The sequence below is a fragment of the Pseudomonas sp. RHF3.3-3 genome (genome assembly GCF_048069595.1).
Lineage (GTDB): Bacteria > Pseudomonadota > Gammaproteobacteria > Pseudomonadales > Pseudomonadaceae > Aquipseudomonas > Aquipseudomonas fuscovaginae_B.
The window spans coordinates 236,071-258,286 of sequence record NZ_CP182250.1; the positions used below are offsets into that span (position 1 = coordinate 236,071).

The 22,216-nt window shown below is 63.9% G+C and carries 20 protein-coding genes; 9 read left to right on the forward strand and 11 right to left on the reverse strand.

Annotation, left to right across the window (positions count from 1 at the left end; translation table 11 throughout):
- Positions 1–3 precede the first annotated feature (3 nt).
- On the forward strand, positions 4–2,421 hold the full coding sequence (gene gyrB, locus ACMGT0_RS01030) for a DNA topoisomerase (ATP-hydrolyzing) subunit B (protein WP_054056422.1): 2,418 nt from the start codon (positions 4–6) through the stop codon (positions 2,419–2,421).
- Between the two features lie 54 nt (positions 2,422–2,475).
- Here gyrB and ACMGT0_RS01035 read toward each other — a convergent pair whose 3' ends face one another.
- Complete coding sequence (locus ACMGT0_RS01035; RefSeq protein WP_054063423.1) at positions 2,476–3,363, reverse strand: LysR family transcriptional regulator; 888 nt, start codon at positions 3,361–3,363, stop codon at positions 2,476–2,478.
- 133 nt (positions 3,364–3,496) lie between these two features.
- Here ACMGT0_RS01035 and ACMGT0_RS01040 point away from each other — a divergent pair, with 133 nt between their 5' ends.
- Both ACMGT0_RS01040 and ACMGT0_RS01045 read left to right on the forward strand, forming a co-directional pair.
- Positions 3,497–5,134 carry a GMC family oxidoreductase gene (locus tag ACMGT0_RS01040; RefSeq protein WP_416771149.1) on the forward strand — a complete coding sequence of 546 codons (1,638 nt, stop codon included), beginning with the start codon at positions 3,497–3,499 and terminating at the stop codon, positions 5,132–5,134.
- A gap of 159 nt (positions 5,135–5,293) precedes the next feature.
- On the forward strand, positions 5,294–6,916 hold the full coding sequence (locus ACMGT0_RS01045) for an MFS transporter (RefSeq protein WP_054056419.1): 1,623 nt from the start codon (positions 5,294–5,296) through the stop codon (positions 6,914–6,916).
- Between the two features lie 174 nt (positions 6,917–7,090).
- Here the strand turns inward: ACMGT0_RS01045 and ACMGT0_RS01050 are convergent, their stop codons facing one another.
- The 4 genes from ACMGT0_RS01050 to glyQ all read right to left on the reverse strand — a co-directional run bounded on the left by ACMGT0_RS01050 (position 7,091) and on the right by glyQ (position 11,495).
- Positions 7,091–7,861 carry a lysophospholipid acyltransferase family protein gene (locus tag ACMGT0_RS01050; protein ID WP_054056418.1) on the reverse strand — a complete coding sequence of 257 codons (771 nt, stop codon included), beginning with the start codon at positions 7,859–7,861 and terminating at the stop codon, positions 7,091–7,093.
- Between the two features lie 83 nt (positions 7,862–7,944).
- On the reverse strand, positions 7,945–8,478 hold the full coding sequence (gmhB, locus tag ACMGT0_RS01055) for a D-glycero-beta-D-manno-heptose 1,7-bisphosphate 7-phosphatase (RefSeq protein ID WP_054056417.1): 534 nt from the start codon (positions 8,476–8,478) through the stop codon (positions 7,945–7,947).
- A 9-nt stretch (positions 8,479–8,487) separates the two neighbouring features.
- A complete protein-coding gene (gene glyS / locus ACMGT0_RS01060) occupies positions 8,488–10,545 on the reverse strand; it encodes a glycine--tRNA ligase subunit beta (RefSeq protein ID WP_054056416.1) in 2,058 nt (685 codons plus the stop codon).
- The gene (gene glyQ / locus ACMGT0_RS01065) at positions 10,542–11,495 is read right to left on the reverse strand and encodes a glycine--tRNA ligase subunit alpha (protein ID WP_054056415.1); all 954 of its coding nucleotides are present in this window, start codon (positions 11,493–11,495) and stop codon (positions 10,542–10,544) included. Before glyQ ends, glyS begins: the two co-directional genes overlap by 4 nt.
- An 82-nt stretch (positions 11,496–11,577) precedes the next feature.
- Between glyQ and ACMGT0_RS01070 the strand changes: the two genes are divergently transcribed.
- From ACMGT0_RS01070 to ACMGT0_RS01080, 3 genes are all read left to right on the forward strand, one after another.
- Entirely contained in the window at positions 11,578–12,141 is a 564-nt protein-coding gene (locus tag ACMGT0_RS01070; RefSeq protein ID WP_416771151.1) for a DNA-3-methyladenine glycosylase I, read from the forward strand.
- A 37-nt stretch (positions 12,142–12,178) separates the two neighbouring features.
- A complete protein-coding gene (locus tag ACMGT0_RS01075; protein WP_054056413.1) occupies positions 12,179–13,066 on the forward strand; it encodes a lysophospholipid acyltransferase in 888 nt (295 codons plus the stop codon).
- Positions 13,067–13,141: 75 nt separating this feature from the next.
- Positions 13,142–13,387 carry a PilZ domain-containing protein gene (locus ACMGT0_RS01080; protein ID WP_054056412.1) on the forward strand — a complete coding sequence of 82 codons (246 nt, stop codon included), beginning with the start codon at positions 13,142–13,144 and terminating at the stop codon, positions 13,385–13,387.
- Here ACMGT0_RS01080 and ACMGT0_RS01085 read toward each other — a convergent pair.
- The 5 genes from ACMGT0_RS01085 to def form a co-directional block, all read right to left on the reverse strand.
- Entirely contained in the window at positions 13,374–13,697 is a 324-nt protein-coding gene (locus ACMGT0_RS01085; protein ID WP_054056411.1) for a tetratricopeptide repeat protein, read from the reverse strand. The genes ACMGT0_RS01080 and ACMGT0_RS01085 overlap by 14 nt on opposite strands.
- A gap of 32 nt (positions 13,698–13,729) precedes the next feature.
- Positions 13,730–15,103, reverse strand: coding sequence for a Trk system potassium transporter TrkA (gene trkA, locus ACMGT0_RS01090; protein ID WP_054056410.1), 1,374 nt, complete (start codon positions 15,101–15,103; stop codon positions 13,730–13,732).
- Positions 15,104–15,129: 26 nt separating this feature from the next.
- Positions 15,130–16,440, reverse strand: coding sequence for a 16S rRNA (cytosine(967)-C(5))-methyltransferase RsmB (gene rsmB, locus ACMGT0_RS01095; protein ID WP_416771154.1), 1,311 nt, complete (start codon positions 16,438–16,440; stop codon positions 15,130–15,132).
- Positions 16,437–17,381, reverse strand: a complete 945-nt coding sequence (gene fmt, locus ACMGT0_RS01100) for a methionyl-tRNA formyltransferase (RefSeq protein ID WP_416771155.1) — start codon at positions 17,379–17,381, stop codon at positions 16,437–16,439. Before fmt ends, rsmB begins: the two co-directional genes overlap by 4 nt.
- Before the next feature lie 139 nt (positions 17,382–17,520).
- Entirely contained in the window at positions 17,521–18,027 is a 507-nt protein-coding gene (gene def, locus ACMGT0_RS01105; protein WP_017902518.1) for a peptide deformylase, read from the reverse strand.
- Between the two features lie 152 nt (positions 18,028–18,179).
- Between def and ACMGT0_RS01110 the strand changes: the two genes are divergently transcribed.
- The 3 genes from ACMGT0_RS01110 to ACMGT0_RS01120 all read left to right on the forward strand — a co-directional run bounded on the left by ACMGT0_RS01110 (position 18,180) and on the right by ACMGT0_RS01120 (position 21,005).
- Entirely contained in the window at positions 18,180–19,202 is a 1,023-nt protein-coding gene (locus tag ACMGT0_RS01110) for a LysM peptidoglycan-binding domain-containing protein (RefSeq protein ID WP_054061568.1), read from the forward strand.
- Between the two features lie 103 nt (positions 19,203–19,305).
- Complete coding sequence (gene dprA, locus ACMGT0_RS01115) at positions 19,306–20,409, forward strand: DNA-processing protein DprA (RefSeq protein WP_054063413.1); 1,104 nt, start codon at positions 19,306–19,308, stop codon at positions 20,407–20,409.
- A gap of 38 nt (positions 20,410–20,447) precedes the next feature.
- On the forward strand, positions 20,448–21,005 hold the full coding sequence (locus ACMGT0_RS01120; protein ID WP_054061270.1) for an L-threonylcarbamoyladenylate synthase: 558 nt from the start codon (positions 20,448–20,450) through the stop codon (positions 21,003–21,005).
- Between the two features lie 159 nt (positions 21,006–21,164).
- Here ACMGT0_RS01120 and ACMGT0_RS01125 read toward each other — a convergent pair whose 3' ends face one another.
- Positions 21,165–22,142 carry an NADPH:quinone reductase gene (locus ACMGT0_RS01125; protein ID WP_273824860.1) on the reverse strand — a complete coding sequence of 326 codons (978 nt, stop codon included), beginning with the start codon at positions 22,140–22,142 and terminating at the stop codon, positions 21,165–21,167.
- Between the last annotated feature and the right edge of the window lie 74 nt (positions 22,143–22,216).

Here is a 22,216-nt window from a genome sequence, read left to right on the forward strand (position 1 = left end):
GGCATGAGCGAAGAAAATACGTACGACTCGAACAGCATCAAGGTGCTGAAAGGTTTGGATGCCGTACGCAAACGTCCCGGTATGTACATTGGCGACACCGATGATGGTAGCGGTCTGCACCACATGGTGTTCGAGGTGCTCGACAACTCCATCGACGAAGCGCTGGCTGGTTACTGCGACGACATCTGCGTCACTATCCACCCGGACGAGTCGATCTCAGTTCGCGACAACGGCCGCGGCATCCCGGTCGATGTACACAAGGAGGAAGGCGTCTCCGCAGCCGAAGTCATTATGACCGTGCTGCACGCCGGCGGTAAGTTCGACGACAACTCCTATAAGGTATCCGGCGGCCTGCACGGTGTGGGTGTGTCGGTGGTGAACGCCCTGTCCGAAGAGCTGGTACTGACCGTCCGCCGTAGCGGCAAGATCTGGGAACAGACCTATGTCCACGGCGTACCCCAGGCACCGATGGCTATCGTTGGCGACAGCGAAACCACAGGTACCCAGATCCACTTCAAGGCTTCCGCCGAAACCTTCAAGAACATCCACTTCAGCTGGGACATCCTGGCCAAGCGGATTCGCGAGCTGTCCTTCCTCAACTCCGGCGTCGGCATCCTGCTGCGTGACGAGCGCACCGGCAAGGAAGAGATGTTCAAATACGAGGGTGGCCTGCGTGCCTTCGTTGAATACCTGAACACCAACAAGACCACGGTCAACCAGGTGTTCCACTTCAACATCCAGCGTGAAGACGGCATCGGCGTGGAAATCGCCCTGCAGTGGAACGACAGCTTCAACGAAAACCTGCTGTGCTTCACCAACAACATTCCTCAGCGTGATGGCGGTACCCACCTGGTGGGCTTCCGCTCCGCACTGACCCGTAACCTGAACAACTACATCGAACAGGAAGGTCTGGCGAAGAAGCACAAGGTCGCCACCACCGGTGACGATGCGCGTGAAGGCCTGACGGCGATCATCTCGGTCAAGGTGCCGGATCCGAAGTTCAGTTCCCAGACCAAGGACAAACTGGTGTCGTCCGAGGTCAAGGGTGCGGTCGAGCAGGAAATGGGCAAGTACTTCTCCGACTTCCTGCTGGAGAACCCCAACGAAGCCAAGCTGGTGGTCGGCAAGATGATCGATGCCGCTCGTGCCCGTGAAGCGGCGCGCAAGGCCCGTGAGATGACCCGCCGCAAAGGTGCGCTGGATATCGCCGGCCTGCCGGGCAAACTGGCTGACTGCCAGGAGAAGGACCCTGCCCTTTCCGAACTGTACCTGGTGGAGGGTGACTCCGCAGGCGGTTCCGCTAAGCAGGGTCGTAACCGTCGGACCCAGGCGATCCTGCCGCTCAAGGGCAAGATCCTCAACGTCGAGAAGGCCCGTTTCGACAAGATGATCTCGTCCCAGGAAGTGGGCACGCTGATCACCGCGCTGGGTTGTGGCATCGGCCGCGAAGAGTACAACATCGAGAAGCTGCGTTATCACAACATCATCATCATGACCGATGCTGACGTCGACGGATCGCACATTCGTACCCTGCTGCTGACCTTCTTCTTCCGTCAGTTGCCGGAGCTGATCGAGCGCGGTTACATCTACATTGCCCAGCCACCGCTGTACAAGGTGAAGAAAGGCAAGCAGGAGCAGTACATCAAGGACGACGACGCCATGGAAGAATACATGACGCAGTCGGCTCTCGAAGACGCCAGCCTGCACCTGAATGAAGACGCGCCGGGTGTTTCCGGCGAGGCGCTGGAGCGTCTGGTCAATGACTTCCGCATGGTGATGAAGACCCTCAAGCGCCTGTCGCGTATCTATCCACAGGAGCTGACCGAGCACTTCATCTACCTGCCGGCGGTAAGCCTTGAGCAACTGGGCGATCATTCGGCGATGCAGGAATGGCTGGCCAAGTACGATGCCCGCCTGCGCCTGAGCGAGAAGTCCGGCCTGGTCTACAAGACCAGCCTGCGCGAAGACCGTGAGCGTAACGTCTGGCTGCCGGAGGTGGAACTGATCTCCCATGGCCTGTCGAGCTACGTCACCTTCAACCGCGACTTCTTCGGCAGCAACGACTACAAGACCGTGGTCACCCTGGGCGCCCAACTGAGCTCGCTGCTCGACGAGGGTGCCTACATCCAGCGTGGCGAACGCAAGAAGGCCGTGAGCGAGTTCAAGGAAGCCCTGGACTGGCTGATGGCTGAAAGTACCAAGCGCCACACCATCCAGCGATACAAGGGGCTGGGTGAGATGAACCCGGACCAGCTGTGGGAAACCACCATGGATCCGACCGTTCGCCGGATGCTGAAAGTGACGATCGAAGACGCCATCGCGGCGGACCAGATCTTCAACACCCTGATGGGCGATGCGGTCGAACCACGCCGCGACTTCATCGAGAGCAATGCCCTGTCGGTGGCCAACCTGGACTTCTGATTCCCGGTGGTTCGCTGCTCAAGAAAGCCCGCGCAAGCGGGCTTTCTTATTGCCTCATTCGGCCAGCAACACCGCTTGTTCCTGGGCACACAGCGCCAACAGAAAATCCCACACCACCCGCAACCGCACCGACTTGTGCAACTCCCGGCGGGTACTGATCCAGTAGCTGCGCTGGATCGTCTCCTGCGGCAGTACCCGCACCAGCTCCGGATCATCCTTGGCCATGTAGTTGGGCAACACCGCAATGCCCAGTCCGGCCCGGGCGGCGATCTGCTGGGCGACCACGCTGGTGCTGCGCAGGGTCACGTTCGGCGAGCGGCAGAAGTCGTCGAGGAACAGCAGCTCCTGGCTGAACAGCAGGTCATCCACATAGCCGATCCACTGGTGCTCCGAGAGATCGTCACGGGTTTCCAGGCGGGGCGCCCGGGCCAGGTAGGCCGGGCTGGCGTAGAGGGCCAGGCGGTAGTCGGTGAGCTTGCGGGTGATCAGCATGTCGGCGTGGGGGCGGTCCAGATGGATGCTGATCTCGGCCTCGCGGTTGAGGATGCTGACGAAGCGCGGTACTGCCACCAGTTCCACCTCCAGCCCCGGATAGCGCTCGAACAGCGCCCCCAGGCGCGAAGTGAGAAACATGATGCCGATGCCTTCGGTGACCCCCAGGCGGATCTTGCCCAGCGGCGCGATGGCCTGGGTGATCTCTTCCTGGGCCAGCAGTGCCACGTTTTCCATGGCTTCGGCATGCTTGAGCAGGGCCTGGCCGGCGGGGGTCAGCTCGTAGCCCTGGGCATGCTGGACGAACAGCGCGGTGCCCAGGCTCTGCTCGATGGTCTCGATATGCCGGGCCACGGTGCTGTGGGTGGTATTCAACCGCTTGGCCGCGGTCAGCAGGCGGCCGCTGCGCTGCAGTTCGAGAAAAAAACGCAGATCGTTCCAGTCAAACATTGAGCTTCCTTGTGAATCGTGGGGTTCACCTGCCTGCTTGAAAACGCACAGCACTTGCGCAAAAACGAAGGTTTTCATACCGAAACTAATCAATAACATGGGCTGATACAAGAACAATAAAGGCGAGGTCCTCATGGCATCTGCCCATTTGCCTTATGACTACGTGATCGTCGGTGCCGGGCCAGCTGGCTGCGTGCTGGCCAATCGGCTGTCCGCCGACCCGAGCAACAACGTGCTGCTGCTCGAAGCCGGTGGCCGGGACAACTACCTGTGGATCCACATCCCCGTCGGCTATCTGTTCTGCATCGGCAACCCACGCACCGACTGGTGCTTCAAGACCGAATCGCAACCCGGCCTGCAGGGCCGCAGCCTGAGTTATCCACGGGGCAAGGTGCTCGGTGGCTGTTCCTCGATCAATGGCATGATCTATATGCGTGGCCAGGCCCACGACTATGACCGCTGGGCCGAACAGGGCAATCCGGGCTGGGCCTGGAAGGACCTGTTGCCGCTGTTCAAGCACAGCGAAAATCACTTCGGCGGCAGTGGGGAGTTCCACAGCGACACCGGTGAGTGGCGGGTGGAACAGCAGCGTTATTCCTGGCCGATTCTCGATGCGTTCCGTGAGGCGGCTGCTGAAAACGGTATCGCCAGTGTCAGTGATTTCAATACGGGGGATAATGAGGGCTGTGGATACTTTCAGGTCAACCAGCGCTCCGGGGTACGCTGGAATTCGGCCAAGGCGTTCCTGCGGCCGGTACTCAAGCGCCCCAACCTGACCGTCCTCACCGGCGTGCAGGTCGACCGGGTCAACTTGGAAAAAGGTCGGGCAACGTCGGTGCTGGCGCGCTGGCAAGGCGAAGAACATCTGTTCCCGGCCCGTCGGGAAATCATCCTGTGTGCCGGTTCGGTCGGTTCGCCGGGGATTCTGCAACGTTCCGGGATCGGCCCGCGACCGCTGCTGGAGAGCCTGGGGATCGGCGTGCGCCACGAACTGCCGGGGGTCGGCGGCAACCTGCAGGATCACCTGCAATTGCGGCTGATCTACAAGCTCAGCAATGCCCGGACCCTCAACCAGATGGCCAATAGCTTGTGGGGCAAGGCCGGCATGGGCCTGCGATATCTCTACGACCGCAGTGGTCCGTTGGCGATGGCGCCGAGTCAACTGGGCGCGTTCGTGAAATCGAGCCCGGAGCAGACGTCGGCGAACCTGCAATACCACGTGCAGCCGCTGTCGCTGGAGCGCTTTGGCGAGCCGCTGCATCGCTTTCCGGCGTTCACTGCTTCGGTGTGCAATCTGCGTCCGCAGAGCCGCGGGCGCATCGACATCCGTTCGGCCGATCCGGGCGCTGCTCCGCTGATCGACCCCAATTACCTCAGTGACCCCGAGGACCTGAAGGTCGCCGCCGAGGCGATTCGCCTGACCCGACGCATCGTCGCCTCCCCTGCCCTGCGCCGCTTTGCCCCCGAGGAGTACCTGCCCGGCCCGGCCTTGCAAAGCGAGGAACAGCTGCACGAAGCGGCGGCGAAGATCGGCACCACCATCTTTCACCCGGTGGGTACCTGTCGCATGGGCCACGGCGTGCAGGACGTCGTCGATGCCCGCTTGCGGGTGCATGGGGTACCGGGCCTGCGAGTGGCCGATGCCTCGATCATGCCGCAGATCACCTCGGGCAATACCTGTTCGCCCACGGTGATGATTGCCGAGAAGGCGGCGCAGATGATCCTGGCAGATGTCCGGACGCCTGCGGCGCAGTTATCCACAATCCTGTAGGAGCAGGCGGTGCGTATTGCGCTGTTCAGGCGGATGACAGGAGCGGTCAAAAGGAAGATCGGTAACGAGCAAGACACGGACTCCGGTGGCAGTCAGCCGGAGTCCACAGTGGAACAACAAGAATAATCACTGTGGCCCACGAGGCCGAGGACATCACTCATGTCGGACTACATCCAGCAACAGTCGGCGTCTGTCTCCGCCAGCAGCGGCAAGGAAGAGCGCCGGATCATTTTTGCGTCATCCCTCGGGACGGTTTTCGAGTGGTATGACTTTTTTCTCTACGGTGCCCTGGCCGCCGTCATCAGCAAGCAGTTCTTCGCCGGGGTCAACGACACCACGGCGTTCATCTTCGCCCTGATGGCCTTCGCCGCCGGCTTCCTGGTGCGGCCCTTCGGTGCGCTGGTGTTCGGCCGGCTGGGGGACATGATCGGCCGCAAGTACACCTTTCTCATGACCATCATACTGATGGGCCTGTCGACCTTCGCCGTCGGCCTGCTGCCGACCTACGCCAGTATCGGCATCGCCGCGCCGATCATCCTGGTGCTGCTGCGCATGCTCCAGGGCCTGGCGCTGGGGGGCGAGTACGGCGGCGCCGCGACCTACGTGGCCGAACACGCGCCGGCCGGCAAGCGCGGTTTCCACACCGGCTGGATCCAGTCCACGGCCACCCTCGGCCTGTTGCTGTCGCTGCTGGTGGTCCTGGCCAGCCGCTACATCAGCGGTGACCAGTTCGAAACCTGGGGCTGGCGGCTGCCGTTCCTGCTGTCGATCGTCCTGCTGGCTATTTCCACCTGGATTCGCATGAGCATGCACGAGTCACCGGCCTTCGTGAAAATGAAGGCCCAGGGCAAGGCCAGCCATTCACCGATCCGTGAGTCCTTCGGCTCCTGGCAGAACCTGAAGATCGTTCTCACCGCCCTCTTCAGTATCAATGCCGGGCAGGCGGTGACCTTCTACACCGCGCAGTTCTATGTCCTGTTCTTCATGACCCAGATGCTCAAGATGGACCCGGGCCAGGCCAACACCCTGCTGATCATCAGCGTGGTGATCGGTGCGCCGTTCTTCGTGCTGTTCGGCTGGCTTTCGGACAAGATCGGGCGCAAGCCGATCCTGATGATGGGCCTGCTGCTGGCGACGGTCTGCTACTTCCCGCTGTTCAAGGCCCTCAGCCATTACGCCAACCCACAGATCGATGCCGCCAGCCGGCAGGCACCGATCGTGGTGACGGCCGACCCGGCCGGCTGCACCTTCCAGTTCGACCCGGTGGGCAAGGCGCGTTTCGACAGCCCCTGCGACAAGGTCAAGACCTTCCTGGTCAAGCAGGGCCTGCCCTACAGTTCCCAGTCGGCTGCAGCGGGCAGCGAGGTGACGGTCACCGTGGGCGCGCAGAAGATCAACGGCTTCGACGAGGCGGCCATGCGCGCGGCGATCAGCCAGGCCGGCTACCCGGCCAAGGCCGAGGCCGCGACGGTGAACCAGCCGATGGTGGTGTTGCTGATCGTGCTGCTGATCCTGATCGCGACCATGACCTACGGTCCGCTGGCGGCGGTGATGGTCGAACTGTTCCCGACCCGGATCCGCTACACCTCCATGTCCCTGCCCTACCATATCGGTAACGGCTGGTTCGGTGGCTTCCTGCCGACCGTGTCGTTCGCCCTGGTGGTCTACACCGGGGATATCTTCTATGGCCTCTGGTATCCGGTGCTGATCACCGGCGTGAGCCTGGTGGTCGGGCTGTTCTGCCTGAAAGAAACCCGGGATGTGGATATCGACAAGGTCTGAGAGATTCACAGGCATGAAAAAACCGGCATGAAAGCCGGTTTTTTTATTGCTCGAAAAAACTTATGCACGATTTACATTGAATAGTCATACAGAGAAATAAGTATATAAATCATTTACTTACGTGGCTATTTCAAGAAATATCAAAATCTTGTGCACAAGTTATCCACAGATCGGTCAGGCGGCGCTGGGTGCTTCGGCAGCCGCTACAGGCGGCAGTGAACCCATCTCACGCTGGGCGTTCTCGTTCCAGGCCTGGACCCGCTCGTTCAGGTCGGCAATGGCCCGTGGGCCGGTGCCTTCGGCGTACATCGGGGCGCCGATCACCACGGTGATGGTGCCCGGTTTCTTCGCCCAACCGGTCTTCGGCCAGAATTTGCCGGCATTGTGGGCTACCGGCAGCACGGGCAGCTCGGCATTCACCGCCAGCGCCGTACCACCGCGGGAAAACTTGCCGATGGTACCGTAGGGCACGCGAGTGCCCTCCGGAAAGATCAGCACCCAGGTGTGGTCCTTGAGCAACTCATCGCCCTTTTTCGCCACGTGCTTGAGCGCTTCCTTCGGGTTGTCCCGGTCGATGGCGATCGGCCGCAGCATGGCCATGGCCCAGCCGAAGAACGGCACGTAGAGCAACTCACGCTTGAGCACCTGGCTCAAGGGCGAGAAATAGGCCGACAGGAAGAACGTTTCCCAGGTGCTCTGGTGGTTCGACAGAATCACGCAGGGCCGCTCGGGAACGTTGTGTGCACCCTGCACCTCGACCCGGATATTCAGGAATACCTTGGTCAGCCACAGCGCGCAGCGGCACCAGTACACGTTGATGAAGCGATAGCGCGCCTTGAACGGCAGGAACGGCGCGACGAAAAAGCTCAGGGAGCACCACAGCAGCGAACTGGTGCCCAGCAGCAGGTAAAAGAAAAAGGTTCTGATGGCCTGCAGGATCGACATAGCGACATTTACCGTTGCGGGCATTGCCCGCCTGTTAATAAGTGAACCCCTGAACAGTCCTTGATCAGGAAGTCAGAAAGGCGCTAGTTGTGGATAAGCTCAGCCGCGACGGCCGCCAGATCGTCAAAGATCAGCGTGCCCACCGGCAGGGTTTTCCCCAGGGTCTTTTCGCCCTTGCCGGTCTTTACCAGAACGGGCTGGCAATCGACGGCGCTGGCGGCCTCCAGGTCACCGAGGCTGTCGCCGACAAACCATAGCCTAGCCAGTTCAACGCCATAATGCGCGGCGATGGTCCTGAGCATGCCCGGCTTGGGCTTGCGGCAATCGCAGCCCTCGTCCGGCCCATGGGGGCAATACACCACCAGCCCGAGCTCGCCACCCTGTTGCGCCACCAGCGAGCGCAGGCGCTCGTGCATGGCGTCCAGGGTCGCGAGGTCGTAGTAGCCGCGGGCGATGCCGGACTGGTTGGTCGCCACGGCGACCGTCCAGCCCGCCCTGCTCAACTGCGCGATGGCTTCGATCGACCCGGGGATCGGAATCCACTCCTCCACCGACTTGATGTAGGCGTCGGAGTCCTGGTTGATCACCCCGTCGCGATCGAGTATCAGCAGCTTCAAGTCGCGTCCTCAGCCTAGCAGCGAAATGTCGGCGATGTTGAGGAACAACCCGCGCAGACGTGCAAGCAAGGCGTAGCGGTTCTTGCGCACGTCTTCGTTCTCGGCGTTGACCATGACCGCTTCGAAGAAGGCATCGACGGATTCGCGCAGGGCGGCCAGGCGTGCCAGTGCCTCGGCATACTCGCGTTTCTCCATCAGCGGCTGGACGTCCTTGTCGGCTTGCTGGATGGCCGAGTGCATGGAGAACTCTTTCGCGTTGTCGAAGTACTTCGGATCGACTGTCGAGAAAATGGTCGGTTCGGCCTTGCTGATCAGGTTCGATACACGCTTGTTCACCGCGGCCAGGGCGGCGGCTTCCGGCAACTGACGGAACTTCTGCACCGCCTGGACGCGCTGGTCGAAGTCCAGGGCCGAGCCCGGCTTCAGGGCACGCACCGACAGGTAGGTGGCGACGTCGATGCCTTCGTCCTCGTAACGGGCACGCAGGCGGTCGAAGATGAACTCCAGCACCTGGTCGGAGAGGCCCGCGGCCTTGACCTTGGCTCCGTACGCGTTGACCGCGAAGGCCACGGTCTCGATCAGGTCGAGGTCGAGTTTCTTGTCGATCAGGATGCGCAGCACGCCCAGGGCGGCACGGCGCAAGGCGTAGGGGTCCTTGCTGCCGGTCGGCAGCATGCCGATACCGAAGATCCCGACCAGGGTGTCGAGCTTGTCGGCGATCGCCACCGCGGCACCGGTCAGGGTGCTTGGCAGTTCGGCAGCACCGGCACCACGTGGCATGTACTGCTCGTTCAGGGCCAGGGCAACGTCTTCCGGCTCGCCGTCATTGAGGGCGTAGTAGTAACCGGCGATACCTTGCATTTCCGGGAACTCGCCGACCATCTCGGTGGCCAGGTCGCACTTGGACAACAGGCCTGCCCGGGCCGCACGCTGGGCGTCGCCGCCGATGCGCGGGGCGATGAACGCGGCCAGCTTCGAGACACGCTCGGCCTTGTCGTAGACGCTGCCCAGCTTCTCCTGGAACACCACGTTCTGCAGGCGCAGGTTGAAATCCTGCAGCGGCTGCTTCTTGTCCTGCTTGAAGAAGAACTCGGCGTCGGTCAGGCGTGGGCGCACGACCTTCTCGTTACCGGCGATGATCTGCTTCGGATCCTTGCTCTCGATGTTGGCCACGGTGATGAAGCGCGGCAGCAGCTTGCCATCGACGTCCAGCAGGCAGAAGTACTTCTGGTTGTCCTGCATGGTGGTGATCAGGGCTTCCTGTGGCACTTCGAGGAAACGTTCCTCGAACGAGCACACCAGCGGTACCGGCCACTCCACCAGTGCCGTCACTTCGTCGAGCAGGTCCGGCGGCATGATCGCCGTGCCTTCCTGCATCGTTGCAAGCTCGGTGGTGCGCTTGCTGATCAGCTCGCGACGCTCGTTGGCGTCGGCCAGCACGTAGGCGGCACGCAGGTCGTCGAGGTAGCTGGCCGGCGAGCCGATACGGACGTTTTCCGGGTGGTGGAAACGGTGGCCACGGGACTCGCGACCGGCCTTCTGGGCGAGGATGGTGCAGTCGATGACCTGGTCACCGAGCAGCATCACCAGCCACTGGGTCGGACGCACGAACTCTTCCTTGCGCGCGGCCCAGCGCATGCGCTTGGGAATCGGCAGGTCGTTCAGCGAGTCCTCGACGATGGTCGGCAGCAGGCTGGCGGTCGGTTTGCCCGGAATGTTCTGGCTGTAGCGCAGCTTCGGCCCGCTCTGGTCGATCTCGCTCAGCTCGACGCCGCACTTCTTGGCGAAGCCCAGGGCGGCCTGGGTCGGGTTGCCCTCGGCATCGAAGGCGGCCTGGCGTGGCGGGCCGTCGAGGTTGATGCTGCGGTCCGGCTGCTGGGTCTGCAGTTGCTTGAGCACCACCGCCAGGCGGCGTGGCGCGGCGTAGACCTGCTTGGCTTCGAAGCTCAGGCCGGCGGCCTGCAGGCCTTTCTCGATACCGGCCAGGAACGCCTCGGCCAGGGTATTGAGGGCCTTGGGTGGCAGTTCTTCAGTGCCCAGTTCTACCAGAAAATCTTGCGCACTCATTGTGCCGCCTCCAACTTAGCCAACACTTCATCACGCAGGTCCGGGGTTGCCATCGGGAAGCCCAGCTTGGCACGTGCCAGCAGGTAGGCTTGGGCGACGGAACGCGCCAGGGTGCGCACACGCAGGATGTACTGCTGACGCGCGGTCACCGAGATGGCCCGGCGTGCATCCAGCAGGTTGAAGGTGTGCGAGGCCTTGAGGACCATTTCATAGCTCGGCAACGGCAGCGGCTCATCCAGCTCGATCAGGCGCTTGGCTTCGCTTTCATAGAAATCGAACAGTTCGAACAGCTTCTCGACGTTGGCGTGTTCGAAGTTGTAGGTCGACTGCTCCACCTCGTTCTGGTGGAACACGTCGCCGTAGGTCACCTTGCCGAACGGACCGTCGGCCCAGACCAGGTCGTAGACCGAATCGACGCCCTGCAGGTACATCGCCAGGCGCTCGAGGCCGTAGGTGATTTCGCCGGTGACCGGGTAGCACTCGATGCCGCCGGCCTGCTGGAAGTAGGTGAACTGGGTGACTTCCATGCCGTTGAGCCAGACTTCCCAGCCCAGGCCCCAGGCGCCGAGGGTCGGCGATTCCCAGTTGTCCTCGACGAAGCGGATGTCGTGCACCAGCGGGTCCAGGCCGACGGCCTTGAGCGAGCCCAGGTACAGCTCCTGGAAGTTGTCCGGGTTGGGCTTGAGCACCACCTGGAACTGGTAGTAGTGCTGCAGGCGGTTCGGGTTCTCGCCGTAGCGGCCGTCAGTCGGGCGACGGCTGGGCTGTACGTAGGCGGCGTTCCAGGTTTCCGGGCCGATGGCGCGCAGGAACGTGGCGGTATGGAAAGTCCCGGCGCCTACTTCCATATCGTAGGGCTGAAGTACCACACAACCTTGCTCGGCCCAGTATTGCTGGAGGGCGAGAATCAAGTCTTGGAAGGTACGCACGGCTGGCGTAGGCTGGCTCACGAAATTCACCTGTTACTTGGGCTGCGATTCAAAAGGCGGGAGTATACCCGATTAGGTCGCGCCTCCGCCTCCCTGGAGCCTTATGCCACGCTGCTTTTGGTGCAACGACGATCCCCTGTACATGGACTACCACGATCGGGAGTGGGGCGTACCGCTGCGCGATGGGCAGCGACTGTTCGAGTTGCTTTTGCTCGAAGGGTTCCAGGCCGGGCTTTCGTGGATCACCATCCTGAAAAAACGCGAGCACTACCGTAAGGTTCTGTTCGGTTTCGATGTGCGGAAAGTCGCCGACATGAGCGATGACTACCTGCAAACCCTGCTGCTCGATCCGGGGATCGTGCGCAACCGCCTGAAGCTCGAGGCGGCGCGGCGCAATGCTCGCGCCTGGCTCCAGCTGGAGGACCCGGTGACGCTGCTCTGGTCCTTCGTCGGCGGCGTGCCGCAGATCCACCATTTCCGCGATCGCAGCGAGGTACCGGCCGTCACGCCCGAGGCCGAGGCCATGAGCAAGTCGCTGAAGAAGCTCGGCTTCGGCTTCGTCGGCCCGACCATCTGCTACGCGTTCATGCAGGCCTCGGGCATGGTCATGGACCACACCACCGATTGTGATAGCTATGCCGCGCTGGCCGCGCCACGGCTACAATAGCCGGCTGACGATTAGCCAAGCACACCGGGAGTGACCTGTGGAAAAGTTTAAAGGCGCCATGCTGGTGGGGGCGTTGCGGTTGTTCGCGATGCTGCCCTGGCGTGCCGTGCAGCGTGTCGGCTCGGCCATCGGCTGGGTGATGTGGAAGCTGCCCAACCGTTCCCGCGACGTGGTGCGGATCAACCTGGCCAAGTGTTTTCCCGAACTCGATCCGGTCGCTCGCGAACAACTGGTCGGACAGAGCCTCAAGGATATCGGCAAGTCCCTGACCGAAAGCGCCTGCGCCTGGATCTGGCCGGCCGAGCGCTCGATCGCGCTGGTGCGCGAGGTCGAAGGCCTCGACGTGCTCAAGGAGGCGCTGGCCTCGGGCAAGGGCGTGGTCGGCATCACCAGCCACCTGGGCAACTGGGAAGTGCTCAATCACTTCTACTGCAGCCAGTGCAAACCGATCATTTTCTACCGTCCGCCCAAGCTCAAGGCGGTCGACGAACTGCTGCGCAAGCAGCGGGTGCAGTTGGGCAACCGCGTGGCGGCCTCGACCAAGGAAGGCATCCTCAGCGTCATCAAGGAAGTGCGCAAGGGCGGCTCGGTGGGCATCCCCGCCGACCCGGAGCCGGCCGAGTCCGCCGGGGTGTTCGTGCCGTTCCTCGGTACCCAGGCCCTGACCAGCAAGTTCGTGCCGAACATGCTCGCCGGCGGCAAGGCGGTCGGGGTGTTCCTGCACGCGCTGCGCCTGCCCGATGGTTCGGGCTTCAAGGTGATCCTCGAAGCGGCGCCAGAGGAGATGTACAGCACCGATGCCGAAGTCTCGGCCGCGGCCATGAGCAAGGTGGTCGAGCGCTACGTGCGGGCCTATCCGAGCCAGTACATGTGGAGCATGAAACGCTTCAAGAAGCGTCCGGCGGGTGAGCAGCGCTGGTACTGAAACAACTTATCGGTGGGGTCTGTGGATAAAATCGTCGATGATTTATCCACAGCGGTTTATCCAAGGGCGCATCAGATGTCCGAGAACAAGAACTATCTGCGCATCAAGATCCAGCACCCGAGCATAGGCGAATGCCTGGGGCATACGCGCAATCTGTCCAGCCAGGGTGTCTACGTGCAGCATCCGGGGTTGTCGCGGCTGCCCACCGGGGCGGTGGTCTACGGCCAGGTACAGGACCTGCCGGTGGCCGCGCCGCGCATTCGCATGGAAGTGATCCGGGTCGACGCCGAAGGCATCGGCCTGCGCTTCATCGATCTTTGAGCGCAGCCTTCTCCAGCTTCTTCAGGAACACCGTCATTTCCTTTTCCGCCTGCTTGTCGCCATGGGCACGGGCGGCTTCCAGGCCGTGTTCCCAGGCCTGCCTCGCGGCGACCACGTCCCCGGCGCCCTGATGGGCCTTGCCCAGCAGTTTCCAGGCGGCCGAGTACTTGGGGTCGAGGGTGACGCAGCGCTGCAGGTGTTCGGCGGCGCGGGCGTGGTCGCCAAGATCCAGGTAACCCTTGCCCAGGCCGAAGCGCAGCAGCGGGTTATCCACACCCTTGGCGAGCATCTTCTCCAGTGATTCGAGCATGAGGCAGGTCCTTTCCGTGTTGTCGCAATATCTCAGAAAAAGCTCAGGCCGACATGGAAGAGCTTCTCCACATCGCGGATGTGCTTCTTATCCACAAGGAACAGGATGACATGGTCGCCGGCCTGGATCACCGTGTCGTCGTGGGCGATCAGCACTTCCTCGTCGCGGATGATCGCGCCGATAGTGGTGCCCGGCGGCAGTGCGATGTCCTCGATGGCCCGGCCGATCACCTTGCTCGACTTCATGTCGCCATGGGCGATCGCCTCGATGGCCTCCGCCGCACCCCGGCGCAGCGAGTGCACGCTGACGATATCGCCACGGCGTACGTGGGCCAGCAGGGTGCCGATGGTCGCCAGTTGCGGGCTGATGGCGATGTCGATGTCGCCGCCCTGGATCAGGTCGACGTAGGCCGGGTTGTTGATGATGGTCATGACCTTCTTCGCACCCATCCGCTTGGCCAGCAGCGAGGACATGATGTTGGCCTCGTCGTCGTTGGTCAGCGCCAGGAACAGGTCGGCATCGTTGATGTTCTCTTCCATCAGCAGGTCGCGGTCCGAGGCGCTGCCCTGCAGCACCACGGTGCTGTCGAGGGTGTCGGACAACTGCCGGCAACGGGCGGCGCTCATTTCGATGATCTTCACCTGGTAGCGGCTTTCGATCGCCTCGGCCAGGCGTTCGCCGATCTGCCCGCCGCCGGCGATGACGATGCGCTTGTTGCTCTCGTCGAGCCGGCGCATCTCGCTCATCACCGCGCGAATGTGCGCCTTGGCGGCGATGAAGAACACTTCGTCGTCGGCCTCGATCACCGTATCGCCGCGAGGCATGATCGGCCGGTCGCGGCGGAAGATCGCCGCCACGCGGGTGTCGGCATTCGGCATGTGCTCGCGCAGTTGGCGCAGTTGCTGGCCCACCAGCGGGCCGCCGTAGTAGGCCCTGATCGCCACCAGCTGGGCCTTGCCCTCGGCGAAGTCGATCACCTGCAGGGCGCCGGGGGTTTCGATCAGGCGCTTGATGTAGTTGGTGACCACCTGTTCCGGGCTGATCAGCACGTCCACCGGGATCGCGTCGTTGTCGAACAGCTCGGTGCGGGTCAGGTAGGCCGACTCGCGTACCCGGGCGATCTTGGTCGGGGTGTGGAACAGCGTATGGGCCACCTGGCAGGCGACCATGTTGGTCTCGTCGCTGTTGGTCACCGCCACCAGCATGTCGGCATCGTCCGCGCCGGCCTGGCGCAGGATCGTCGGAAACGAGGCGCGGCCCTGCACGGTACGGATGTCCAGGCGGTCGCCGAGGTCGCGCAGGCGCTCGCCATCGGTGTCGACCACGGTGATGTCGTTGGCTTCGCTGGCCAGGTGTTCGGCCAGCGTCCCGCCGACCTGTCCTGCGCCGAGAATGATGATTTTCATCGGGTAGCAGCTCCGTTTCGACCCGGTCAGCCGCGCGCGGCCGCGATCTTGATCAGTTTGGCGTAATAGAAACCATCATGGCCGCCTTCCTGCGCCAGCAGTTGCCGGCCATGGGGTTGCCTGACGCCGAAGCTGCCGGGGATATCCAGCTCGCGGGCACCGGAGGTGCGGGCCAGGAACGCCTCGATCACCTCGGTGTTTTCCGTCGGCAGGGTCGAGCAGGTGGCGTAGAGCAGGATGCCGCCGACTTCCAGGGTGGCCCACATGGCGTCCAGCAGCTCACCCTGCAGGCTGGCCAGTGCGGCGATGTCGTCGGCCTGGCGGGTCAGCTTGATGTCCGGATGGCGGCGGATCACGCCGGTGGCCGAGCAGGGCGCGTCGAGCAGGATGCGCTGGAACGGCTTGCCATCCCACCAACTGGCGGTGTCGCGACCATCGGCGGCGATCAGTTCGGCCTCCAGCCCCAGGCGGTCGAGGTTCTCGCGTACCCGCAGCAGACGCTTGGCCTCCAGGTCGACAGCGACCACCCCGGCCAGTTGCGGCTGGGCTTCGAGGATATGGCAGGTCTTGCCGCCCGGCGCGCAGCAGGCGTCGAGCACCCGCTGGCCGGGAGCCAGGTCCAGCAGGTCGGCGGCCAGTTGCGCGGCTTCGTCCTGGACGCTGATCCAGCCTTCGGCAAAGCCCGGCAGGTTGCGCACATCGCAGGCTTCGTCGAGGACGATGCCGTCGCGGCTGTAGTCGCACGGCCGGGCCGCGACGGCGGCGTCACCCAGCAGCCTGAGGTAGGCGTCGCGGCTGTGATGGCGGCGGTTGACCCGCAGGATCATCGGCGGATGGGCGTTGTTCGCCGCACAGATGGCTTCCCACTGCTCGGGCCAGAAGGCTTTCAGCGACTTCTGCAGCCAGCGCGGGTGGGCGGTACGCACCACCGGGTCGCGCTCCAGCTCGGCCAGCAGCTCGGTGCTTTCGCGCTGGGCGCGGCGCAACACGGCGTTGAGCAGGCCCTTGGCCCAGGGTTTCTTCAGCTTGTCGGCGCAACCGACGGTTTCGCCGATGGCGGCGTGGGCCGGGATGCGCGTATAGAGCAACTGGTAGAGGCCCACCAGCAACAACGCCTCGACATCGGCATCGGCGGCCTTGAAGGGCTTCTGCAGCAGCCTGGCCGCCAGCGCCGCCAGCCGTGGCTGCCAGCGGGCGGCGCCGAACGCCAGGTCCTGGGTCAGGCCGCGATCGCGGGCCTCGACCTTGTCCAGTTGCGCCGGCAGCGAACTGTTGAGCGAGGCCTTGCCGCTGAGCACGGCGGCCAGGGCCTTGGCGGCGGCCAGGCGCGGGTTCATTGGCCGAGTACCGTACCGAGGGCGAATTTCTCCCGGCGGCTGTTGAACAGGTCGCTGAAGTTCAGCGCCTTGCCGCCGGGCAGTTGCAGGCGGGTCAGGCACAACGCGCCGTCACCGGTGGCGACGATCAGCCCGTCCTTGCTCGCGGCGAGAATTTCGCCCGGCTGGCCCTGCCCCTCGGCGGTGCGGGCGGCCAGTACTTTCAGGGCTTCGCCATCGAGGCTGCTGTGGCAGATCGGCCACGGGTTGAACGCGCGGATCAGCCGCTCCAGCTCGACGGCCGGGCGCTGCCAGTCGATGCGCGCCTCGTCCTTGTTCAGTTTGTGGGCGTAGGTCGCCAGGCTGTCGTCCTGCACCTCGCCGACCAGCGTGCCGGCAGCCAGGCCGGCGATGGCCTGGATGACCGCGGGCGGGCCGAGTTCGGCCAGGCGGTCATGCAGGCTGCCGCCGGTGTCCTCGGCGCTGATCGGGGTGACGGTCTTGAGCAGCATCGGCCCGGTGTCCAGGCCGGCTTCCATGCGCATCACGGTGACGCCACTTTCCGCGTCGCCGGATTCCACCGCCCGTTGGATCGGTGCCGCACCGCGCCAGCGCGGCAGCAGCGAGGCGTGGCTGTTGATGCAGCCCAGGCGCGGAATATCCAGCACCACCTGCGGCAGGATCAGGCCATAGGCGACCACCACCATCAGGTCCGGCTTGAGCGCCGCCAGTTCGGCCTGGGCGTCGGCGTTGCGCAGGGTCGGCGGTTGCAGGACGCTGATGCCATGCTCCAGCGCCAACTGCTTGACCGGGCTGGGCATCAGCTTCTGCCCGCGCCCGGCCGGCCGGTCCGGCTGGGTGTAGACCGCGACGATCTCATGGGGGCTGTCGAGCAGGGCCTTGAGGTGTTCGGCGGCGAATTCGGGAGTGCCGGCAAAGACGATGCGCAGTGGCTCAGTCATGGGAGGGCTCGCTTGAGAGAGGACAGGACATTATGAATGCCACTTTCTGTAGGAGCAGGGCTTGCCCGCGAATGGCCCTTGAGAGCGCTAAAAGCTTCGCGGGCAAGCCCGGCTCCTACAGGACAGAGTCGGTGGGGGATCAGGCGTTCTGGCGGTGCTGCTTTTCCAGCTTCTTCTTGATCCGGTCGCGCTTGAGCGTGGACAGGTAGTCGACGAACAGCTTGCCGTTGAGGTGGTCGCATTCGTGCTGGATGCACACCGCCAGCAGGCCATCGGCTTCCAGTTCGAACGGCTTGCCGTCGCGGTCCAGTGCCTTGATGCGCACGCGGGTCGGGCGGTCGACGTTTTCGTAGAAACCCGGTACCGACAGGCAGCCTTCCTGGTACTGGTCCTTCTCTTCGGTCAGCGCTTCGAACTCGGGGTTGATGAACACCCGTGGCTCGCTGCGATCCTCGCTCAGGTCCATGACCACGATACGCTGGTGCACGTTGACCTGGGTCGCGGCGAGGCCGATGCCCGGGGCTTCGTACATGGTTTCAAACATGTCATCGATCAGTTGCCGAACCTTGTCGTCCACCTCGGCCACGGGTTTGGCGATGGTGCGCAGGCGCGGGTCTGGGAATTCGAGGATGTTTAAAATGGCCATAGGCGTATTTGCTGCACATGTGAGGTAAAGTCAGAGACGGCTGCCGAAACATCCCGGCGGGATCGGCTACCGTTGTAAAACGTTCTCCCTGGGAGCGAGCCGCGGGGGCTCTGGCGTTTCACGCGAAGACACATGATAAAGGGATTCACTGCATGAGGAAAACACTACTCGCCCTGCTGCTGGCCTTTACCGGTGTCGCGCAGGCGCAAGTGCAACTCAAGGATGGTTATCCACAGCGCTACACCGTGGTGCGCGGCGATACGCTGTGGGATATTTCCGGAAAGTTTCTTCGCGAGCCCTGGCAGTGGCCGCAGATCTGGCACGCCAACCCGCAGATCGCCAACCCCGACCTGATCTACCCCGGCGACACCCTGACCCTGCAGTTCGTCGACGGCCAGCCGCGGCTGGTGGTCGAGCGCGGTGCGTCGCGCGGCACCATCAAGCTGTCGCCACAGGTGCGCCGCTCGGCGGTGGCCGAGGCGATTCCGAGCATTCCGCTGGAAAAGATCAACGCCTTCCTGCTGAGCAACCGCATCGTCGACAGCGTCGAGGCGTTCAAGCGTGCCCCGTACATCCTCGCCGGCAGCAACGAGCGGGTGCTCAGCGGCATGGGCGACCGGATCTACGCGCGCGGCGCATTCGACCCAACGCACAACGTGTACGGCCTGTTCCGCCAGGGCAAGGTCTACACCGACCCGCAGACCAAGGAGTTCCTCGGCATCAACGCCGACGACATCGGCACCGGCGAACTGCTGGCCACCGAAGGCGATGTCGGCACCCTGACCCTGCGCCGTACCACCGAGGAAGTGCGCCTGGGCGACCGGCTGTTCGTCAGCGAGGAACGGCCGATCACCTCGACCTTCATGCCGAGCGCGCCGCAGTCCCAGGTCAACGGCGTGATCATAGATGTGCCACGAGGTGTTACACAGATCGGCGTCATGGACGTGGTCACGATCGACAAGGGACGCCGCGACGGATTGGCCGAAGGCAATGTTCTCGCGGTGTTCAAGACCGGCGAGACGGTCCGCGACCGGGTCACCGGGCAGCCGGTGAAGATTCCCGACGAGCGTTCCGGCCTGTTGATGGTGTTCCGCACCTACGAAAAGCTCAGCTATGGTTTGGTACTCAATGCCACGCGGTCGCTGGCGGTGCAGGACAAGGTACGCAATCCGTAACGGCTGTCGCAGTATCTGCGACCGCTTGCTGAACAGGTTACTCACAGAGTTATCCACAGCTTGTCCTACTTGATCACGACTGCCACGGATCAAGGATGAGCTGATGTCACAGTCTGTGTGCAATACCCTGTCGCCGGCGGAGCTGGAAGCCCGCCTGCGGCTGCATCGCCTGCCGGAAATCGGCCCCAGGCGCTTCCGCCAACTGATCGAAACCTTTGGTTCGGCCTCTTCCGCCCTGAGTGCCCCGGCTGCGGCCTGGCGCTCGCTGGGGCTGCCCGCGAGCAGCGCCGAGGCGCGCCGCAGCCCGGCCGTGCGCGATGGCGCCAGCGCTGCATTGGCCTGGCTAGAGCGGCCGGAGCAGCATTTGCTGATGTGGGACCAGGCCGCCTACCCGGCCCTGCTGGCCGAACTGGACGATGCCCCGCCGCTGTTGTTCGTCGCCGGCGAGCCGACGATCCTGGACAAGCCGCAACTGGCGCTGGTCGGTAGCCGACGTGCCTCGCGACCGGGCATGGATACCGCCGCGGCCTTCTCCCGCAGCCTGGCCGCCGCCGGTTTTGTCATCACCAGCGGCCTGGCCCTGGGCATCGATGGCGCTGCCCACCAGGCCGCACTGGACGTTGGCGGGCTGACGGTGGGCGTGCTCGGCACCGGCATCGAGAATTTTTATCCACAGCGGCATCGCGCCCTGGCCCGGGCCATGATCGACCAGGGCGGCGCCGTGGTTTCCGAGTTTCCCCTGGACACCACCCCCCAACCCGGCAATTTCCCCCGGCGCAACCGGATCATCAGCGGCCTGTCCCTCGGCGTACTGGTGGTCGAGGCCAGCGTCGGCAGCGGCTCGCTGATCACCGCCCGGCTGGCGGCGGAACAGGGGCGAGAGGTCTATGCGATTCCCGGCTCCATCCATCACCCGGCCGCGCGTGGCTGTCACCAGTTGATTCGCGACGGTGCGGTGCTGGTGGAAACGGTCGACGATATCCTGCAGAACCTGCGGGGCTGGCAGCGCATGCCGGCCAGCGTACTGCCCGAGGCGCCCACGCACCCGCTGCTGGCCCTGCTGCATGCCGCGCCGCAGACCAGCGAGGCCTTGGCCCGGGCCTGTGGCTGGAGCCTGGCGCGGGTCCTGGCGAGCCTGACCGAGCTGGAACTGGAAGGCCGGGTGGCCAGCGACGGCGGACGCTGGTTAGCGCGTAGCCCGACCTGAGGTAAACTGCCGGCAGCGTTGAATCCGGAGAGCAAGCGATGGTCAAGAGTTGGCGTGTGCAAGAAGCCGCACGAGAAGTTCGCGCAGGAGCGGTGATTGCCTATCCAACCGAAGCGGTCTGGGGGCTGGGGTGTGATCCCTGGAACGAAGAGGCGGTGGATCGGTTGCTGGCGCTCAAGAATCGTTCGGTGGACAAGGGGTTGATCCTGGTGGCGGACAATATCCGCCAGTTCGATTTCCTCTTCGAGGAATTCCCGCAGGAGTGGGTCGACCGCATGGCCAGTACCTGGCCGGGGCCCAACACCTGGCTGGTGCCGCACCAGGACCTGCTGCCGGAGTGGGTCACTGGCCGCCATGACACCGTGGCCGTGCGGGTCAGCGACCACCCGCTGGTGCGGGATCTGTGCTCGCTGGTCGGGCCGCTGATCTCCACCTCCGCCAACCCCCAGGGCCGGCCGTCGGCCAGGACCCGGTTGCGGGTGCAGCAGTACTTCGGCGGGCAGTTGGACCTGGTACTGGGTGGCAGCCTGGGCGGGCGCAAGAACCCGAGCCTGATCCGCGATCTGGCGACGGGCAAGGTGGTGCGTCCGTCGTAGTTCTCACTGGTCCCTGAGGCCGCCTTCGCGGCGGTTCGCGGGCAAGCCCTGCTCCTACAGGTATTGGGTGCACACGATACAAGTGCACGACGCCATGCCTGTAGGAGCGTGGCTTGCCCGCGAACCGCTGCTGCCAGGCAGCGGCCATCCCCCACGACCTCAGGGCAGCAACACCGTCGACCCGGTCGTCCGCCGCCCCGCCAGCTCGGTTTGCGCCTTGGCCGCCTCGGCCAACCCGTAGCGCGCGCCGATCTCGACCTTCAACTGGCCACCGATCACCAGCCCGAACAACTCGTCGGCCATGGCCTGCAACTGCTGTGGGTTACTGGCGTAGGTGCCCAGGGTCGGCCGGGTCACGTACAGCGAGCCCTTGGCCGACAGAATCCCCAGGTTGACGCCTTCCACCGCCCCCGAAGCGTTGCCGAAGCTCACCAGCAGGCCCCGCGGTGACAGGCAATCCAGGGACGTCGTCCAGGTATCCTTGCCGACCCCGTCATACACCACCGGAACCTTCTTGCCATCGGTCAGTTCCAGCACCCGCTTCACCACATCCTCATGGCTGTAGTCGATGGTTTCCCAGGCCCCCAGGGACTTGGCATAGGCGGCCTTCTGCGCCGAGCTCACGGTACCGATCAGCTTCGCCCCGATGGCCTTGGCCCACTGGCAGGCCAGTGCCCCGACCCCGCCGGCGGCGGCATGGAACAGCACGGTTTCACCGGCCTTGAGTTCGTGGGTCTGGCGCAGCAGGTACTGCACGGTCAGGCCCTTGAGCATCACCGCGGCGGCCTGCTCGAAGTCGATCTGCTCCGGCAGCTTCACCAGATGCGCCTCCGGCAGCAGGTGAAACTCGCTGTAGGCGCCCAGCGGCCCGGTGCCATAGGCGACCCGGTCGCCGACCTTGAAGCGGGTCACTTCGCTGCCCACCGCGTCGACGATCCCGGCGCCCTCGCCGCCCAGCCCGGAAGGCAGGCTCGGCGGTGCGTACAGGCCACTGCGCCAATAGGTGTCGATGAAGTTCAGGCCGATCGCCTTGTTCTGCACCCTGACCTGCTGTGGTCCCGGTTCGGCGGGGGTGTAGTCCACATACTCGAGGACTTCGGGGCCGCCATGGGCACGGAACTGGATTCGCTTGGCCATCGATACGCTCCTTGAAATGATTTCTTGCAAAGCCTGAAGATCCCCTATCGGACTCCTTCGCTTGACCTTCGTCA

Coding starts and splice junctions, on each gene's coding strand:
- dprA (WP_054063413.1), top strand. CDS start 19,306: ATGTCACAGTCTGTGTGCAATACCCTGTCGCCGGCGGAGCTGGAAGCC.
- ACMGT0_RS01035 (WP_054063423.1), bottom strand. CDS start 3,363: ATGTTTGACTGGAACGATCTGCGTTTTTTTCTCGAACTGCAGCGCAGC.
- ACMGT0_RS01080 (WP_054056412.1), top strand. CDS start 13,142: ATGTCCGAGAACAAGAACTATCTGCGCATCAAGATCCAGCACCCGAGC.
- def (WP_017902518.1), bottom strand. CDS start 18,027: ATGGCCATTTTAAACATCCTCGAATTCCCAGACCCGCGCCTGCGCACC.
- trkA (WP_054056410.1), bottom strand. CDS start 15,103: ATGAAAATCATCATTCTCGGCGCAGGACAGGTCGGCGGGACGCTGGCC.
- ACMGT0_RS01110 (WP_054061568.1), top strand. CDS start 18,180: ATGAGGAAAACACTACTCGCCCTGCTGCTGGCCTTTACCGGTGTCGCG.
- ACMGT0_RS01050 (WP_054056418.1), bottom strand. CDS start 7,861: ATGTCGATCCTGCAGGCCATCAGAACCTTTTTCTTTTACCTGCTGCTG.
- ACMGT0_RS01045 (WP_054056419.1), top strand. CDS start 5,294: ATGTCGGACTACATCCAGCAACAGTCGGCGTCTGTCTCCGCCAGCAGC.
- gyrB (WP_054056422.1), top strand. CDS start 4: ATGAGCGAAGAAAATACGTACGACTCGAACAGCATCAAGGTGCTGAAA.
- glyS (WP_054056416.1), bottom strand. CDS start 10,545: ATGAGTGCGCAAGATTTTCTGGTAGAACTGGGCACTGAAGAACTGCCA.
- ACMGT0_RS01040 (WP_416771149.1), top strand. CDS start 3,497: ATGGCATCTGCCCATTTGCCTTATGACTACGTGATCGTCGGTGCCGGG.
- ACMGT0_RS01125 (WP_273824860.1), bottom strand. CDS start 22,142: ATGGCCAAGCGAATCCAGTTCCGTGCCCATGGCGGCCCCGAAGTCCTC.
- fmt (WP_416771155.1), bottom strand. CDS start 17,381: ATGACTGAGCCACTGCGCATCGTCTTTGCCGGCACTCCCGAATTCGCC.
- ACMGT0_RS01120 (WP_054061270.1), top strand. CDS start 20,448: ATGGTCAAGAGTTGGCGTGTGCAAGAAGCCGCACGAGAAGTTCGCGCA.
- rsmB (WP_416771154.1), bottom strand. CDS start 16,440: ATGAACCCGCGCCTGGCCGCCGCCAAGGCCCTGGCCGCCGTGCTCAGC.
- ACMGT0_RS01070 (WP_416771151.1), top strand. CDS start 11,578: ATGCCACGCTGCTTTTGGTGCAACGACGATCCCCTGTACATGGACTAC.
- ACMGT0_RS01085 (WP_054056411.1), bottom strand. CDS start 13,697: ATGCTCGAATCACTGGAGAAGATGCTCGCCAAGGGTGTGGATAACCCG.